This is a genomic window from Capillimicrobium parvum (genome assembly GCF_021172045.1).
GTDB classification, from domain to species: Bacteria; Actinomycetota; Thermoleophilia; order Solirubrobacterales; family Solirubrobacteraceae; genus Capillimicrobium; species Capillimicrobium parvum.
This window is the reverse complement of record NZ_CP087164.1, coordinates 5472152-5489140: the sequence shown is the minus strand read 5'-3', so window position 1 is coordinate 5489140 and position 16989 is coordinate 5472152. Positions and strand designations below refer to the sequence as shown.

The following is a 16989-nucleotide window of genomic DNA, read 5'->3' as shown; positions in this document are numbered from 1 at the left end:
GGTCAACGCAAAGCTCCTGTCGGTCCCGACGTTTGGGGGGGTCAGGAGCCGCGCGTCGTCCGGACGCCGAGGTCCTCGAGGGCGACGAGCAGCGCTCCGATCGGGTCGCTGTCGTCGGGCAGCAGCACGATGTCCGGGCTCTCCGGGCGCTCGTACGGGTCGTCGACGCCGGTGAACCCGGTGATCTCGCCGGCGCGCGCCTTCGCGTACAGGCCCTTGGTGTCGCGGCGCTCGCATTCCTCGGGCGGCGTGTCGACGAACACCTCGACGAAGTCCAGCCCGGCCTCCTCGTGGATCGCCTTGGCGGCCTGGCGGTCGGCGGCGTAGGGGCTGACGAGCGAGACGATCGCGACGACCCCGGCGTCGGCGAGCAGGCGCGCGGCCTGCGCGGTGCGCCGGACGTTCTCCGCCCGGTCGGTCGCGCTGAAGCCGAGGTTGCCGTTGAGCCCGTGGCGCAGGTTGTCGCCGTCGAGGCGGTAGGCGGGGATGCCGGCCTCGACGAGACGCTGCTCGAGCCCGCCCGCGACGGTCGACTTGCCCGACGACGGCAGGCCGGTCATCCAGACTGTCGCGCCGCCGTGGCCGAGCGCCTCCCACCGCGCCTCGCGGGCGAGCTTGTTCGGCTCCCAGCGCACGTTGGAGCTGCGCGGCGCGACCGCCGTCGTCTCCATCTCGAGCGCCGAGACCGGCTCGTCGGGATCGAGGAGCATGCCCGCGGCGAGGGTCTCGTTGCTGGCCTCGTCGACGAGGATGAACCCGCCGGTCGCGCGGTTGCGCCGGTAGGCGTCGAACGCCAGCGGCGCGCTGGTGCGCAGCCGCAGGCGCCCGATCTCGTTGAGGTCGAGGCTCTTGGCGTTCTCGTCGCGGTGCAGGGTGTCGACGTCGATGCGATGCAGCAACTGGTCGGCCACCGCGCGCACGGTCTTCGTCGTGTGCTTGAGGACATAGCGGTTGCCCTGCTGCAACGGCTCCTCGCTCATCCAGCACACGATCGCGTCGAGCTCGCGCGAGACGACCGGGTGGTTGTGCGGCCGCGCGATCATGTCGCCGCGGGAGATGTCGATGTCGTCCTCGAGGCGCAGCGTCACGCTCATCGGCGGGAACGCCTCGGCGACCTCGTCCGCGAACGAGTCGATGCCGGCGATGCGCGACGTCGCGCCCGACGGTAGCACGACGACGTCGTCGCCCTTGCGCAGGACGCCGCCCGCGACCTGGCCGGAGTACCCGCGATAGTCGTGCTGCTCGCCCTGGGCGTCGCCCGGGCGCACGACCCACTGGACCGGGAAGCGGGGGTCGATGAGGTTGCGGTCCGACGCGATGTGGACGTGCTCGAGGTGGTAGAGCAGCGGCGGGCCGCCGTACCAGTCCATGTTCGTGCTGCGGTCCACGACGTTGTCGCCGTTGAGCGCCGAGATCGGGATGAACGTGATGTCGGTGATCTCGAGCTTGGACGCGAACGAGGTGAAGTCCTCGACGATCGCGTTGAAGACGGCCTCGTCGTGCTCGACGAGGTCCATCTTGTTCACGCACACCACGAGGTGCGGGATGCGCAGCAGCGAGCTGATGAACGCGTGGCGCCGCGACTGCTGCACGACGCCGTTGCGGGCGTCGATGAGCACGATCGCCAGGTCGGCGGTCGACGCGCCCGTGACCATGTTGCGCGTGTAGCGGACGTGGCCCGGCGTGTCGGCGATGATGAACGTGCGCTTCGGCGTCGCGAAGTAGCGGTAGGCGACGTCGATCGTGATGCCCTGCTCGCGCTCGGCGCGCAGGCCGTCGGTCAGCAGCGCCAGGTCGACCGTGCCGTCGTCGCCGTGCCGGCGCTTGGACGCCTCGGCGATCTGCGCGAGCTGATCCTCGAACAGCGCCTTGGAGTCATAGAGCAGCCGCCCGATGAGCGTCGACTTGCCGTCGTCGACGCTGCCCGCGGTCGCCAGGCGCAGCAGGCCCGCGCTGGCCGCGACCGTCGTGAGCGCTTCGAGGTTGCCGTTGGTGGCCGGGCCGGGCATCAGAAATAGCCTTCCTTCTTGCGGTCTTCCATCGCGGCCTCGGTGGCGCGGTCGTCGGCGCGGGTTTCACCGCGCTCGGTGATGCGGGTCGCGGCGATCTCCGCCACCACGGTCTGCAGCGTGCGCGCCTGCGATGCGACGGCGCCCGTGCAGCTCATGTCGCCGACGGTGCGGTAGCGCACCGTCTCGCGGAACGGCTCCTCGCCCTCGATCAGCTCCGTGAACGACGACGTCGCGTACAGCATCCCGTCGCGCCGGAACACCTCGCGCTCATGGGCGAAGTAGATCGGCGGCAGCTCGAGACCCTCGCGATCGATGTACTGCCACACGTCGAGCTCGGTCCAGTTGGAGATCGGGAACACGCGCACGTTCTCGCCGCGCTTGATGCGCCCGTTGTAGAGGTTCCACAGCTCCGGGCGCTGGTTCTTCGGGTCCCAGCCGCCGAAGTCGTCGCGGAAGCTGAAGATCCGCTCCTTGGCCCGGGCGCGCTCCTCGTCGCGGCGCGCGCCGCCGAACGCCGCGTCGAAGCCGTGCTCGGCGATCGCGTCCAGCAGCGTCACCGTCTGCAGGCGGTTGCGCGAGGCGCGCGGCCCCGTCTCCTCGACCACGCGGCCCTTGTCGATCGACTCCTGCACCGAGGCGACGATCAGCCGCTCCCCGAGCTCCGCCACCCGCCGGTCGCGGAACTCGATGACCTCCGGGAAGTTGTGGCCGGTGTCGACGTGCATCAGCGGGAACGGGAAGCGCCCGGGGCGGAAGGCCTTCTCGGCCAGCCGCAGCAGCACGATCGAGTCCTTGCCGCCGCTGAACAGCAGCACCGGCTTCTCGAGCTCGGCGGCGACCTCACGCATGACGTGGATCGCCTCGGACTCGAGCGCGTCGAGATGGGAGATGTCGTAGCTCACGATGGGTTCTCGGGTTGGGTGGAGGCGGTGGGCGCGGCGGCGGAAGTGACGAGGGCGGGCGACGCGGCGGCGGGCGCGGTGGCCGTGATCTGCCGCTTGGACATGCGGCTGTGGATCACCCAGCTGGCCGCGGCGAGGAGCAGCGGGACGCCGATGACGACGCCGAGACCATAGTCAGCCCCGGCCTTCTGCATGACGCCGAACGCGGAGGCGAAGAGGACGACGCCGAGGGTGATGCGCAGCCCGGCGGTCGGCACGCGGGTGACGAGGTGCGTGCCGACCCAGACGCCCGGCAGCGAGCCGATGAGGATGTTCGCCATCAGCGTGTAGTCGACGTTGCCGAAGAACATGTGCGTGAGCCCCGCCACCCACAGCAGTATCGCGGCCTGGAACACGTCCGTTCCGACGACGCGCTGCGGCGTCAGCCGGAAGACCAGGATCAGCGCGAGGCCGATGAGGGCGCCGCTGCCGACCGAGGTGAGTCCGAGGATCGCGCCGAGCACGAACCCGAGCGACACCGCGGTCACCTTCGTGCGGGTGGTCATCGGGACGCTGTGGCGCTCCTTGGCGATGAGGCTCTGCAGGAAGAGCGCGCGCAGCAGGACCGCCGCGCCGACCAGGAAGAGCGCGACCCCCAGCGCCACCAGCAGGAAGTTCTGGAACTCGTCGCCGTAGTGGCGCTGGATCGCCTCGATCGCCACCACGCCGCCGACCGCGCCCGGCGCCGAGCCCACGGACAGCCACAGTGCGACCCCCAGGTCGACCGTCCCCTTGCGGAAGTGGCGCCAGCCGCCCAGCGTCTTCGTCAGCGCGCCGTAGGCCAGATCCGTGCCGATGGCGACCAGCGGCTTCGTCCCGAAGACGAGGATCAGCAGCGGGGTCATCAGCGAGCCGCCGCCGATTCCCGTCATGCCGATGAGGATCCCGACCCCGAGGCCGAACAGCACGATCAGCGGGTCCATGGACCTCGCTGCTCAGTCGCCGTGAAGGCCGCACTCGAGCTTGTCGGTGCCGGCCCAGCGGCCTTCCCGCCCAGCCCCGGGACTGGTGCACGGCTCGCACCCGATCGACTCATAGCCGCGATCATGAAGAGGGTGGTAGGGAATGTCATTGGCCAGGATGTAGCGCCACACGTCCCTCTCGGACCAGTCCGCGAGCGGGTTGACCTTCCACAGGCCGTGCTTGTGGTCCCAGTCCATCTTCGGCGTGCCACGCCGTTCGCTTGACTGCTCGCGCCGCAACCCCGTCACCCAGGCGCCTGCGCCGGCGAGCCGGTTGCGCAGAGGAATGACCTTGCGCAGCTCGCAGCAGCGATCGGGATCCGTCTCCCACAGGCGCTCGGGCCGCGGCCCGCGCAGCCCCTCGATCGTCACACCGTAGCGATCCTCCATGGCCTTCCACGTCTCGTACGTCTCCGGGAAGTGGACGCCGGTGTCCAGCGTGAACACGCCGACCGAGGGCTCGATCTTCATGACCATGTCGAAGATCACCGACGCTTCCTTCTGGAAGGACGTCGCCACCAGCAGGCGCGGGTGGAAGCGATCGACGGCGTCCGCGAGGACCTCCTCGGCGGTGAGCGGCTCCAGATCGTCGGTGAGGGATTCGACGGCCGTCATGCCGCTAGACCGCGCACTCGCCTTCGCCGCGGATGACCTGGAAGGGCACGTTGCGGCTCCAGTCGATGAAGCTGTCCATCGTCTCGATGCTGAACTCGACGGGCAGCGAGAGCTCGCGGACCTGGTCCTCGAACGCCGAGGTGCCGACGCGGCGGGCGAAGTCGTTGAACTCCTCGCCCTCCTCGCGCTCGGCCTCGTACCACCGCAGCCAGCGCTCCACGGCCTCCGGGACGCGCTTGGCGGGCAGACGCAGCTTCAGGCGCGCGCCGTAGGCGACCTCGCCGGTCGGGGCGCCGTACTGGCCGCCGATGTGCGGGATGTACGCGGGGATCGTGTTGTCGCCCACCTTGATCGAGGCACCGTAGAACCCGATGTTGGCGATGTGGTGCTGGCTGCACCCGTTCGGGCAGCCGCTCATCTTGAGGTGGATCTTCCGCGTGAGCGGGTCGGTCACCTGCATCTCCGCGAGGCGCTCGCGGAGCGCGAGGTTCAAGCCCATGGAGCTCGTGATGCCCAGCTTGCACGAGTCGGTACCAGGGCAGGAGACCACGTCGTCGATCTCGTCGGCGCCCGGCTGGCCGAGGTCGAGCTCGGCGAGCGCGCGCCAGACGTCGTAGACGGACTCGTCGCGCACCCAGCGCAGCACCAGGTTCTGGTGCACGGTCGTGCGCGCGTAGCCGCCGGTGAACCGGCGCATGATCGCGGCCAGCCCGCGCATCTGCTCCGGCGTCAGGTCGCCGCGCGGGATGTGGATGTGGACGGTCGAGAAGCCGTCCTGCTTCTGCGGCTCGACGCTCGAGGCGGCGAAGCGCTCGAACTCCGACAGGTCGCCGTTCGGCGTGCCGTAGGCGGCCGGCACGCGCGGCGCGCCGGCCTCCTCGTCGTCGTCGAAGAGCAGGTGGTCGATCGAGAAGTCGCGCTCGTCGACCCAGTCGCCCTCGAGCTCCTCCTCGACCTGCCGGCGCAGCTCGTCGATGCCGAACTTGTCGACGAAGACCTTCAGGCGCGCGCGGGCGCGGTTCTTGCGCAGCCACTCCTGGCGGTCGAAGATGCGGAACACGGCCTCGGCGATCTTGAGGTACTCGCCGTCGTCCGCGGTGACGAACTCGTAGAGCGTCGGGGCGATGCGCGGCATGATCGCCGTGCCGCCGCCGACGCGGACCTCGAAGCCGCGCTCGCCGTCGCGGACGCGGGCGAGGAAGGCGATGTCGTGGATGCCGGTGATCGCACGGTCGGCGGGGTCGCCGTTGAAGGCGGTCTTGACCTTGCGCGGCATGAGCTGCGTCGTGGGGTGGCGCACGAAGTAGCGGACGTACGCGATGCCGTACGGCGTGCAGTCGAACGGCTCGCCGTCGATCACGCCGGCCCACGGGTCGCCGGTGACGTTGCGCACGGTGTTGCCGCAGCCCTCGCGGCTGGAGATCCCCGCCTCGGAGAGCTCGCGGATCGCCTTGGCGGCGTCACGCAGGGGGATGTGGTGGATCTGGATGTTCTGGCGCGTGGTGACGTGGCCCTTGTTCAGGGGCGCGTACTTCTCGATCACGTCGGCGTAGCACTCGAACTGCTCCGGCGTCATGCCGCCCATCGGCACCTTGGCCCGGATCATCTGGACGTCGGGCTGGCGCTGGCCGTAGACGCCCTGCTTCAGGCGGAAGCCGATGAACTCCGTCTCGGGGGTGTCGCCGGCCAGGAACTTCTCGGCCTCGTTGTCGAAGTCGTCGAACTCGCGTTCGAGGATCGGGATGATGTGACCCGGGACGTTCTCGTAGACCTCAGGATTGTCGAGCGAACCGCGTCGGCCCCCCGACTTGATGCTGGTCGGCTCCATCGAGGTAAAGTAGCAATTCCCTGTCGCGTTTGCCCTATTTGCCGGACGGCGGTCCGGTTTTCCAGGGGTTTCAGCCCCAGGGCGTGGCGTCGCCCCAGGGCGTGGGGCCCGCGACGCCGCGGTCGGTGCCCTCCAGCAGAGCGGTCCGCTGCCAGGGGTTGCGGGCCGGCGCGGGCGGTGCCGCCAGGGGCGCGGTCTCGCGCATGAAGCGCTCGAGGGCGGCGACGACGGCGGCCGCCTCCTCGGGCGTCGCGCTGGGGGCGATGATCTCGAGCTGGGGACGCCGGTTGGGCACGATGCGGCAGGCTACCCGGTCATGGCCGACCTGCAGGTCCTCAACCACGATGCCGTCCTCGCCGCCGTCAGCCCGCAGGCGGCGATCGCGCACGTGCGCGATGCGTTCCTGCGCCACCACCGCGGCGAGTGGGTGATGCCGGCGAAGGTGTACCTCGACTCGCCGCCGTACGGGGACTTCCGGGCGATGCCGGCACGCGGCGGCGGCTACGCGATGCTCAAGTGGATCTCGTCGTTTCCCGGCAACCCGGCTGCGCACGGCCTGCCCGCGGTCATGGGGGTCGTGTGCGTGAGCGACGCCTCGACCTCCGCGCCCGTGGCCCTCCTCGACGCGGGCGCGGTCACCGCGCTGCGGACCGGCGCGGTCGCGGCGGTGGCCGCGGGGGCGCTGGCGCGCTCGGGCGCGCGCTCCGCGGGGATCGTCGGCTGCGGCCTGCACGGGGCGTGGACGGCCCGGTGCCTGCGCGCGGCCGGCTACCGCGAGGGCGTCTGCTTCGACCCGCGGCCCGGCGTCGCCGAGGCGCTGGCCCACGAGGTCGGCTGGCGTGCGGGCACGCGTGAGGAGGCGCTCGCCTGCGACGTCGTGTCGTGCGTGACGCCGGGCGCGGAGCCCGTCGTCGACGCGGGCGACCTGCGCCCGGGTCTGCACCTGAACATGCTCGGCGCGGACGGGCCGGGCAAGGCGGAGGCGACGATCGGCGCGGTCGCGTCGTGCCGGTTGTTCTGCGACGAGTGGGCGCAGGCCTCGCACGGCGGCGAGCTGACGGGCGCCGTGGAGGCGGGGATCGTGTCGCGCTCGGACGTGACGGACCTGGGCGCCGTGCTGGCGGGGGAGGCGCCGGGCCGGCCGGGGCCCGACGCGGTGACGCTGTTCGACTCGACCGGCCTGGCGATCCAGGACCTGGCGATCGCGATCGCCTGTCTCGAGGCCGTGGGCGACGGGCAGGTCAGCGTGCCGTCGGTCGGGCTGTAGCGTTCCGGCGCTCTTGCGGCCCGTCTGTGGCGGGATGTGGGCGGCGCTCTTGCGGCCCGTCTGTGGCGGGACGTGGGCGGCGCCCGTGCGGCCCGTCCCCCTTCGATGGGCCGTGCGCCCCGGCCGGCCCCGCCGACACCGCTGAGCGGGACGCAGAGCCCCTATCGCAGCCGCTTCAACACCCGAGCCGCCATCACCGGGTCATCCGTGATCAGCGCGTCCACGCCCGCCGTCGCGGCCGCCCGCACCTCCGACGCGCGGTCCAGCGTGAACGGCACGACCTTCAGCCCCGCCGCGTGGGCCTCGCGCACGTACGACGCCGAGACCGGCCACTGCGGCGAGACCCACCGGCTCCCGCTGGACCTGGCGGTCGCGATCGACGTGCCCTCACCGGCCTTGAGCGTCAGCGTGGCGGTGGCGACGCCCGGCAGTGCGCGCGAGATCGCCTGCAGGTTCGGCGGGAAGAACGACTGCACGACGATGCGGTCGAGCGGGACGCCGGCGGTCCGGATCGCGGCGGCCAGCGCGTCGGCGCTCACGCCGCTCGGGTCCAACTGCTTGAGCTCGATGCTCGCGCGCGCACCCGTCCTCTTCACCAGCGCCAGGACCTCGGCGAGCGTCGGCACGCTGGCGCGCCGGGAGGTCGGCTTGGACCCCAGCGCGCTGCCGGGGGAGCCGAGCACGTCGGTCGGGCACGCCGCCCGGATGTCCGCGGCGCTGCGGGCGGACACGGGTCCGGTGCACACCGTGGTCCGGTCGAGCGTGTCGTCGTGCATGACCATGGGCACGCCGTCGGCGGTCATCTGGATGTCGAGCTCGAGCACGTCGCCGCGCTTGGCCGCGGCGCGGAACGCCGGCATCGTCGCTTCGGCGTAGGTCGCCCGCCCGTCCACGAACGAGCCGCCGCGATGCGCCTGGACGGCGGGTACGTGCGGGGTGGCGGCGGCGGCGATGGCGAGGAGGGTGGCGGCGAACATGGCCGGGCAGGCTACGCCGGACCCGGCTCCGGGGCTCCGGGCGCAGCCGGCGGCGGCGCGTCGGCGGGCGGCGCGGCGTCCAGCGCGCTCGGCCCCAGCGGATCCGGTACGGCGTCGCCGGGATGCCGCGCCCGCCACCACTCCTGCACGACGATCTGGATGGTGGCCGCGGCGGGGATCGCCAGCAGCGCCCCGAGGATGCCGAGCAGCGCGGCCCCCACCAGCACGGAGACGATCACGAGCACCGGCCGCATCGCCACCGTGCGCCGGTACACGAAGGGCCCGAGCACGTGCGTCTCGAGCTGCTGGTAGACGACGAAGAACGCGACGAACGCGATCGCGGTCCCCGGCCCCTCGAACAGCGACACGAGCGCGATGACGAACGCGCCGATCGCCGACCCCACCAGCGGGATGAGCGCGAAGAACGCCATCTGAACGGCGAGCGGGATCGCGAACGGGATGCCGAGGATCGTCATGACGACGAACGCGACGAGCCCCGCGAGCGACGCGACCGCGAACGCCCCGGCCACGTACCCGGTGATCGCGCCCGACGCCTCGTTGACCAGCCGCCGCGCCCGCGCCTCGCGCGCCGGCCCGATCCGGGCGTACACGAGCGCGGTCAGCCGAGGAGCGTCGAGCAGCAGGAGGAACGCGATCGCCAGCACGGCGATGAGCTCGACCACGCGCTCGACCGCCCCGACCGTGACGCTCTCGAGCTCGCCGGCGGCGTCCTTGAGCAGCGACGGCAGCTTGCCCGCCTGCGCCTCGAGCTTGCTGAGCAGCCCGTACTGCTCGTCCCAGTCGCGGATCGTCCTGGAGTCCTCCAGCCGGTGCACGTACGACGGCACCTTGCGGACGAACGCCTCGATCTGGTCGACGAGCGGCGGCACGACGATCGCCCCGACCAGGGCGACCAACCCGATCAGCGCGACGTAGACGACGAGGATCGACGCCGCCCGTGGCAGGCGCGTCCTGCGCTGCACGAACGCCGTCGGCGCGCTCAGCGCTGCCGCCACGAAGATCGCCAGCACCACGAGCAGCACCACGTCGCGGATCAGCCACGCGACGTAGACCGCCGCGGTGATCAGCAGGGTGACGAGGACGTTGCGCGCCGTTTGCGAGGCGGTCATCGCCGCGGGAAGCTACCCCCGGCTCCGGACCTCACGCCGAGGCGCGCCGGGGAGGCCCGCGGCCGACGAGCAGGCGCACGAGCGGCGGCGCCGCGAGCACCATGACGAACACGCGCAGCGCCTGGACGGCGACGACGAACGTCGTGTTGGCGCCGAGGTCGGCGGCCGCGGCGAGCACCGCGTACAGGCCGCCGGGGGTCGTCGCCAGGTACGCATCGGCGAACGAGACGTCGGCCAGCGGCGCCATCCCCGCCGCCATCGCCGCGCAGACGCCGATCAGCGCGACGATCGCGACGAGGGTCGCCGGCAGCAGGTTGCGAGCCTCGCGCAGGCTCGCGACCGTGAAGCGCAGGCCGACCTGCAGGCCGATGAGCGCGAAGCCCACCTGCTCGACGAGGTCGGGCACGACCGCGTCGCCGCTGAGCCCGCTGATCGACAGCCCCGCGGCGAGCGCGAGCGGGACGAGCACGGAGCCGCCCGTCAGCCGGGTCACCTGCGCGAGCAGCACGCCGCCGACCGCGCAGCCGACCGTGAAGGCGAGGTCGCCCGCGAGCCCGGCGCCGCCGGCGTCGATGCCCCCGCCGCTGCCGCCGCCCGTGGCGAAGAGATGGGCGAGCGGCGGGGCGATCAGCACGACGACCAGCACGCGCAGGTACTGCATGAACGCGACCATCCGCGCGTCCGCGCCGAGCTCGTCGGACATCGCGACGATGCCGCTCGCGCCGCCGGCGATGAGGCCGAGCGAGGCGGTCGGCGCGTCCGCCTCGGTCACGCGCGACATGAGGAGGCCCGCACCGAGCGAGGCCGCCAGCGTCCCGACGATCACGAGCAGGACCGGCAGCCAGTGGGAGGCGACCGCCCGCAGCGTGTCGGCGTCGACCGCGGCGCCCAGGGCGACGCCGACGATCGCCTGCGCGCCGCGGGTGACGGGCGCCGGCGGGACCAGCTCATGGCGCGTTGCGAGCGTCAGCGCGTAGACGATGCCGACGAGGAGGGCCGCGAACAGCGCGGCGCTCGGAAGGCCGATGGCGCCCGCGGCCAGCGCGGCGACGACGGTGGCGGCACCGAGCGCCAGCCACCACGCCGCCTTGTCGAGTGGGGGGCTCCGGAACGTGCCGCGCCGTCCGCTAGTGGTGGTTCGTCTCGATGGTTGGGGGACGGGCCGCTAGTCGGTCATCAAAGCGGGATGTTGCCGTGCTTGCGCTTCGGCCCCGGTTCGCGCTTGGTCTGCAGCGTCTCGAGCGCGGTGATGAGCCTCGGCCGCGTCTCGATCGGGACGATGACGTCGTCGATGTAGCCGCGCTCGGCCGCCGTGTACGGGTTGGCGAAGCGCGCCTTGTAGTCGTCCATGAGCTTCTGGCGGCGGTCGTCCGGGGTCGGCGACTGGGCGATGTCGCGGCGGTAGATGATGTTCACCGCGCCCTCCGGGCCCATGACCGCGACCTCCGCGGTCGGCCATGCGAAGTTGAAGTCGGCGCCGAGGTGCTTGGACGACATGACGTCGTACGCACCGCCGTAGGCCTTGCGCGTGATGACGGTGATCTTCGGGACGGTCGCCTCGGCGAACGCGTACAGCAGCTTCGCGCCGTGGCGGATGATGCCGCCCCACTCCTGGGTCGTGCCGGGCAGGAAGCCGGGGACGTCGCAGAGCGTGAGGATCGGGACGTTGAACGCGTCGCACGTGCGGACGAACCGCGCCGCCTTCTCCGAGGCGGCGATGTCGAGCACGCCCGCCATCGCGCGGGGGTTGTTGCCGACGATGCCGATCGAGATGCCGTTCAGGCGGGCGAAGCCGATGACGATGTTCTGGGCGAAGTGCTCCTGGATCTCGAAGAACTCGCCGTCGTCGACGATGAGCCGCACGACGTCGCGCATGTCGTAGGGCTTCGTGGGATCCGCCGGGACGACGGTGTTGAGCTCCTCGTCCATGCGCATCGGGTCGTCGGTCGGCTGGACGCGCGGCGGGATCTCGAGGTTGTTCTGCGGCAGGAAGCTCATGAGGTACCGCGTGTCCTCGATGCACTGGTCCTCGTCGTCGGCCGCCAGGTGCGCGACGCCGGACTTCGTGTTGTGCGACATCGCGCCGCCGAGCTCCTCGAAGCCGACCTCCTCGCCCGTCACCGTCTTGATGACGTCGGGGCCGGTGATGAACATGTGCGACGTCTCCTTCACCATGAAGATGAAGTCGGTGATCGCGGGCGAGTAGACCGCGCCGCCCGCGCACGGGCCCATGATCAGGCTGATCTGGGGGATGACGCCGGAGCTGCGGACGTTGCGCAGGAACACGTCGCCGTAGGCGCCGAGCGAGACCACGCCCTCCTGGATGCGCGCGCCGCCCGAGTCGTTGATCCCGATGACCGGGCAGCCGATCTTCGCCGCCAGGTCCATGATCTTGCACATCTTCTCGGCCATGACCTCGCCGAGAGATCCGCCGAAGACGGTGAAGTCCTGGCTGAAGACGCACACCCGGCGGCCCTCGATCGTCCCGTGCCCGGTGACGACCGCGTCGCCCCACGGCCGGTTGCGCTGCATGTCGAAGTCGATCGTGCGGTGGCGCACGTACGTGTCGAGCTCCTGGAACGAGCCGGGGTCCAGCAGCTTCTCGATCCGCTCGCGCGCCGTGTACTTCCCGCGTGCGTGCTGCTTCTCCTCGGCCTCGGGCGACGAGTGCGCCGCGGCCTGGCGCAGCTCCTCCAGCTGCGCGAGCTTCTCGTCGAACGTCTCAGGGTTGTGCTGGCGCTGGGTCATGGGGCGCCGATGCTATTGACCCGGTGTTCGACCCCGGCGGCCGGTCACCCGAGCCGCAGGATCGCGCCCGTGTGGCGAAGGCGCGGCGCGGAGCCCTCCCGGTGCGCCCCCGACAGGGTCCAGTTCGAGACGTACACCGTGCCGTCGGGCGCGACGGCCACACCGCCGGGCTCGTGCAGCTCGCCGACGCCCAGCCGCGTCTGCGTCCCGTCAGGGGCGATGCGCACGACGTCGCCGCCGCTGCCCTGGCCGAACTCGGTGGCGTACAGCGACCCGTCGGGCGCGGCGGCGAGCGCGGTCACGTTGCTGAGCCCGGTGGCGTAGACGGTCGGAGCCTGACCTGGGACCACACGCCAGATCCGGGCGCTTCCGGGGGTCGATCCGCCGCCGGTGAACTCCCCGACGTACAGCGCGCCGTCGGGGCCCGCGGTCAGCGCGGCGGGCACCGACTGGACGCCAGGTGCGACCGGCGGGAAGACGGCGATGACACCGACCGCGCCGCCCCGGATCTCGAGCAGCGTGTTGGCGGCCGAGTCGCTGACGTAGATGGCGTCGCCGAGCGCGGCGATCCCGTACGGGTTGGAGATCTTGCCCTCGTGGTCGGCGTCGAAGGCCAGCTCCGGAGCGTCCAGGCGCGGTCCGAGCGCAAGCCGCCCGCCGGGCCGGACGGTGACCAGCCGCCCGACCTGGGCGCGCACCCGGCGCGGCACCTGCCGCGGCGGGCGACTATGACCGTCGTTGAACTCCGCCGTGATCGCGCTGGCCAGCCGGCCGTCTGGGAGCACGGTGAGCTGGTCGGCGCCGATGACGAACGAGGCGTCGGGACCGGAGAGCATCGAGACCAGGCCGGTCACGACGTCGGAGACCGCGCCTCCGGGGCCGACGCGGACGATCCGCCCGGTCGCTCCGAAGCAGCCCTCGCGGTTGCATCTGCGCTTCGTCCTCGGCCCGGTCGCCCCGTGGCCGACGAGCGCCGCGTACAGGGTGCCGTCCGGTGCGAAGGCGAGGCCGCGAGGCCGATCGAGCCGGGAGGCGACGACCGTCGTAGCGGCCTGGACCGGCGCCGCGACGGCGACGGCGCACAGTGCCGCAGTGACGATGGCCGCGCGAAGCATGCTCGCCTCCCAGGCGGGAGTCTACGGCCGGCGATCTACCGTGTGAAGGGCCGGTGGTGCGCCTGGCCGAGGTGGTCGAGCACCCGCGTGAGGACCGCCTCGGTCTCCGCCGGATCGCTGGAGATCTGCGGTGGTCGGGGATCCGGAGGACCGGGCGGCCCGGGGTCCGGCGTGGGCGTCGGAGGCACCGGATCCGGAGCCGGCGGTGCCGGCGGACCCGGCGCCGGCCCCGGCGTCGGGGGCGTTGGGCCCACGGCGTCGCGCCGCCAGAACCGCAGCCGCCGCCACCGGCTCCGAGGGGCGACGCGCGGATCGGCGGGCTGCGCCGGAGCGCCCGCCGCCGCCTCGGCGGGCGGCCCGGTTTGCGCGCCGCCGATCGGCGAGGGCGGCGTCGCCGCCGGGACGGGCTCCGGCTCCGCCGCCTCGGCAGGCGGCCCGGGTTGCGGGCCGCCGATCGGCGAGGGCGGCGTCGCCGGCGGGACGGGCTCCGGCTTCACCGCCTCGGCCGTCAGCACCACCGTCGTTCCCCAGCCCGAAGCGGTCAACTCGACCGTGCCGCAAGCGTGCTCGCCCTCCCAGGCGACCTTGGTCTCGGGCTCCACCTTGGTGATCGTGATCTCGCCGAACTCGCCGAGATGGCGCGTCAGCGCCTCCACGTCCGATACCTCCGTCCAGATCTCGGGCGGCGACTTGACCAGCGTGCGTTGAACCTGCATCGCCTGCGGATTTCCGGGCCGGCGCGCGGACTCCTTCCTCCGGAAGGGGTCGTTCAGGTGCGCGTCAGCCGGGGAGGTACTGGAGCCTGCTGTTGCTCTTCAGGACGCCGTTGAGGAAGTCCCAGTCGAGTCCGGCGGGCGCGTTGCCGATGCCCAGGCGCACGGTCGTCGGACTGCCGTTCGGCACGGTCAGGATGATCTTGTACGGGTACGCGGCATCGGTCGCGTCGCGGCCCCAACCGAACACGGTCAGGTCGTAGCCGCCGTCGCCTCGCAGCACGCACGAGTTCGACGACATGTAGTCGCTCGTGAACCGATGGTGGCCGGCGCCGTCATCCCACGCCATGAGGAAGAACGCCTGCCACTGGAAGAGGGCCCCGCCCGGGACGCACGCGACGTTCATGTTGAACGAGACCTGCCGGCCGCCGTCGAAGCGCGCGGTGGCGACGCCCGCCACGCTGTTCTTGTAGGAGCGGATCGCCGGGTACTGCGTCCAGGTCATCATCGACTGGACGAACGCCGAGTCGCAGGTGCCGTCCATGGCCGCGTCCGGGCAGACCCGCAGCGTGTCCGTACCGATCGCCTTGCCCCACCACCCGTAGTTGAAGGCGCCGGTGGGACCGGAGTTCCTCCACTCGCTGGCCACCCTGCCGTTGGCCCGGATCAGGCGGACCAGCATGTTCGTGTTCGCCGGCGCGCCGGTGACGGCGACCCGGGCGGGGGCGACGTCGAACTGGCGCGTCTGGGCGGGCGGGTTGACCTCGGTAGCCAGCGCCGGGCCGGCGAGGGCGAAGGTGGCGAGGACGGTGGCGGGAATCAGGACGTGAAGGCGCATGGGTGGCGGCAGCCTGCCAACCCGCCAACGCCACGGAAATCGGCTATTCGTCGAGTGCCGGTAGCGGAATCCGGTGCGATGCGGTACGGCCGCGGCCCTCGCGGCCCCCGCGAGCCGCCGCCCGGGGGCGGTCAGTCGCTGGGCTGGTACTCGCCGAAGACGTCGCGCATCGCGCCGCAGACCTCGCCCATCGAGCAGCGGTCGCGCAGCGCGTCCTTGAGGAAGGGCAGCAGGTTGCCGGTCCCGCGCGCGGTCTCCCGGATCGCCTCGAGCCGCCGGGCCACGGCCTCGTGGTCGCGGTCGGCCTTGAACGCGGTCAGGCGGTCCACCTGCTCGCGCTCGGTCTGCGGGTCGACGCGCAGGAGATCCTCGATCTCGATGTCGTCCTCGACGAACTTGTTGACGCCGACGACGACGTCCTGACCGATGCGGTAGCGCTCCTGGTAGCCCCAGGCGCTCTCCTCGATCTCGTTCTTCATGAAGTGGATCGCCTGGACGGACCCGCCGAGCTCGTCGACCTTTCCGATCAGCTCCAGGGCGCGCGACTCGATCTCGTCGGTGAGCGCCTCGACGAAGTACGAGCCGGCGAACGGATCGACCGTGTCGGCGGCGCCCGACTCGTAGCCGATGACCTGCTGCGTGCGCAGCGCGAGCTTCGCGGCCCGCTCGGTGGGCAGCGCGAGCGCCTCGTCGTAGCCGTTGGTGTGCAGCGACTGCGTGCCGCCGCACACCGCGGCGAAGCCCTGCAGCGCCACGCGCATGATGTTGTTCTGCGGCTGCTGGGCGGTCAGCGTCACGCCGCCGGTCTGCGTGTGGAAGCGCAGCATCATCGACTTCGGGTTCTCGGCCCCGAAGCGCTCCTTCATGATGTGCGCCCACATCCGCCGGGCGGCGCGGAACTTCGCGACCTCCTGGAAGACGTTGTTGTGGCCGTTGAAGAAGAAGGCCAGGCGCGGCGCGAAGTCGTCGACGGCGAGGCCCGCGTCGATCGCGGCCTGCACGTACGCGATCCCGTTCGCCAGCGTGAACGCGACCTCCTGGACGGCGCTGCAGCCCTTCTCGCGGAAGTGGTAGCCGGAGATCGAGATCGTGTTCCACCTCGGCACGTTCTCGCGGCAGTACGCGAACAGGTCGGTCGTCAGGCGCATCGCGCCCTCCGGCGGGTAGATGAAGTTTCCGCGCGCGATGTACTCCTTGAGGATGTCGTTCTGCGTCGTCCCGCGCAGCGCCTTGGACTCCACGCCCTGCTCCTCGCCCACCAGTTCGTACAGGAGCAGCAGAACGCTGGCGGGTGCGTTGATCGTCATCGACGTCGAGACCTGATCGAGCGGGATCCGGTCGAACGCGGTGCGCATGTCGTCGATCGTGTCGATCGCGACGCCGGTACGGCCGACCTCGCCGAGGCAGCGCGGGTCGTCGGAGTCCAGGCCGAGCTGGGTCGGCAGGTCGAAGGCCATCGACAGCCCGGTGCCGCCCTGCGAGAGCAGGTAGCGGTAGCGCTCGTTGGACTCCTTCGCCGTGGCGTAGCCCGCGTACTGGCGCATCGTCCACAGCTGCTTGCGGTACATCTCGCGATGCGGCCCGCGCGTGTACGGGTACTCGCCCGGCTCGCCGAGGTCGAGCTGCTCGGGCAGATCGGCCTCGGTGTAGAGCGGTTGTACCTCGATCCCCGAGTCGGTGAAGCGGCGTGGGTCGTCGGGTCCCACGATGGGCGCGACGGTGAGTCGTTCGGGGGTCGTGGCCATGCCCTCAGAGGCTACCCTCCAGGCAGCTCGCGGAGCCCTCCCGCGGCTCGTGGACGAACGTTCGATGGCCCCGGACCGTCTCGGGCGCGAAGAATGCG

The 16989-nt window shown here is 71.7% G+C and carries 15 protein-coding genes; 1 reads left to right on the top strand and 14 read right to left on the bottom strand.

The window, feature by feature from the left end; genetic code table 11:
• Positions 1–41 precede the first annotated feature (41 nt).
• The 6 genes from cysC to DSM104329_RS26575 form a co-directional block, all read right to left on the bottom strand.
• Positions 42–2009 (bottom strand): adenylyl-sulfate kinase, encoded by a 1968-nt coding sequence (gene cysC, locus DSM104329_RS26600; RefSeq protein ID WP_259312891.1) that lies wholly within the window; start codon positions 2007–2009, stop codon positions 42–44.
• Positions 2009–2914, bottom strand: coding sequence for a sulfate adenylyltransferase subunit CysD (cysD, locus tag DSM104329_RS26595; protein WP_259312890.1), 906 nt, complete (start codon positions 2912–2914; stop codon positions 2009–2011). The genes cysC and cysD overlap by 1 nt, the downstream gene beginning before the upstream one ends.
• Positions 2911–3876 carry a sulfite exporter TauE/SafE family protein gene (locus DSM104329_RS26590; RefSeq protein ID WP_259312889.1) on the bottom strand — a complete coding sequence of 322 codons (966 nt, stop codon included), beginning with the start codon at positions 3874–3876 and terminating at the stop codon, positions 2911–2913. Before DSM104329_RS26590 ends, cysD begins: the two co-directional genes overlap by 4 nt.
• Positions 3877–3888: 12 nt before the next feature.
• Positions 3889–4530: a phosphoadenylyl-sulfate reductase gene (locus tag DSM104329_RS26585; RefSeq protein ID WP_259312888.1), complete on the bottom strand. Its 642-nt coding sequence runs from the start codon at positions 4528–4530 to the stop codon at positions 3889–3891.
• Between the two features lie 4 nt (positions 4531–4534).
• Positions 4535–6358 carry a nitrite/sulfite reductase gene (locus DSM104329_RS26580; protein ID WP_259312887.1) on the bottom strand — a complete coding sequence of 608 codons (1824 nt, stop codon included), beginning with the start codon at positions 6356–6358 and terminating at the stop codon, positions 4535–4537.
• A 70-nt stretch (positions 6359–6428) separates the two neighbouring features.
• Positions 6429–6653: a hypothetical protein gene (locus tag DSM104329_RS26575; RefSeq protein WP_259312886.1), complete on the bottom strand. Its 225-nt coding sequence runs from the start codon at positions 6651–6653 to the stop codon at positions 6429–6431.
• Positions 6654–6674: 21 nt separating this feature from the next.
• Between DSM104329_RS26575 and DSM104329_RS26570 the strand changes: the two genes are divergently transcribed.
• Positions 6675–7625 carry an ornithine cyclodeaminase family protein gene (locus DSM104329_RS26570; RefSeq protein WP_259312885.1) on the top strand — a complete coding sequence of 317 codons (951 nt, stop codon included), beginning with the start codon at positions 6675–6677 and terminating at the stop codon, positions 7623–7625.
• 161 nt (positions 7626–7786) lie between these two features.
• On the opposite strand, the gene DSM104329_RS26565 is transcribed toward DSM104329_RS26570, so the two are convergent.
• The 8 genes from DSM104329_RS26565 to DSM104329_RS26530 all read right to left on the bottom strand — a co-directional run bounded on the left by DSM104329_RS26565 (position 7787) and on the right by DSM104329_RS26530 (position 16891).
• The gene (locus tag DSM104329_RS26565) at positions 7787–8602 is read right to left on the bottom strand and encodes a glycerophosphodiester phosphodiesterase (RefSeq protein ID WP_259312884.1); all 816 of its coding nucleotides are present in this window, start codon (positions 8600–8602) and stop codon (positions 7787–7789) included.
• Positions 8603–8613: 11 nt separating this feature from the next.
• Entirely contained in the window at positions 8614–9732 is a 1119-nt protein-coding gene (locus DSM104329_RS26560) for an AI-2E family transporter (RefSeq protein WP_259312883.1), read from the bottom strand.
• Between the two features lie 31 nt (positions 9733–9763).
• On the bottom strand, positions 9764–10807 hold the full coding sequence (locus tag DSM104329_RS26555) for an AbrB family transcriptional regulator (RefSeq protein ID WP_259316260.1): 1044 nt from the start codon (positions 10805–10807) through the stop codon (positions 9764–9766).
• A gap of 101 nt (positions 10808–10908) precedes the next feature.
• Positions 10909–12480 (bottom strand): acyl-CoA carboxylase subunit beta, encoded by a 1572-nt coding sequence (locus DSM104329_RS26550; protein ID WP_259312882.1) that lies wholly within the window; start codon positions 12478–12480, stop codon positions 10909–10911.
• 44 nt (positions 12481–12524) lie between these two features.
• Entirely contained in the window at positions 12525–13595 is a 1071-nt protein-coding gene (locus DSM104329_RS26545) for a ScyD/ScyE family protein (RefSeq protein WP_259312881.1), read from the bottom strand.
• Between the two features lie 35 nt (positions 13596–13630).
• The gene (locus DSM104329_RS28910; protein ID WP_268738862.1) at positions 13631–14311 is read right to left on the bottom strand and encodes a hypothetical protein; all 681 of its coding nucleotides are present in this window, start codon (positions 14309–14311) and stop codon (positions 13631–13633) included.
• Between the two features lie 64 nt (positions 14312–14375).
• Complete coding sequence (locus DSM104329_RS26535; protein ID WP_259312880.1) at positions 14376–15146, bottom strand: hypothetical protein; 771 nt, start codon at positions 15144–15146, stop codon at positions 14376–14378.
• Between the two features lie 131 nt (positions 15147–15277).
• A complete protein-coding gene (locus tag DSM104329_RS26530) occupies positions 15278–16891 on the bottom strand; it encodes an acyl-CoA mutase large subunit family protein (protein WP_259312879.1) in 1614 nt (537 codons plus the stop codon).
• Between the last annotated feature and the right edge of the window lie 98 nt (positions 16892–16989).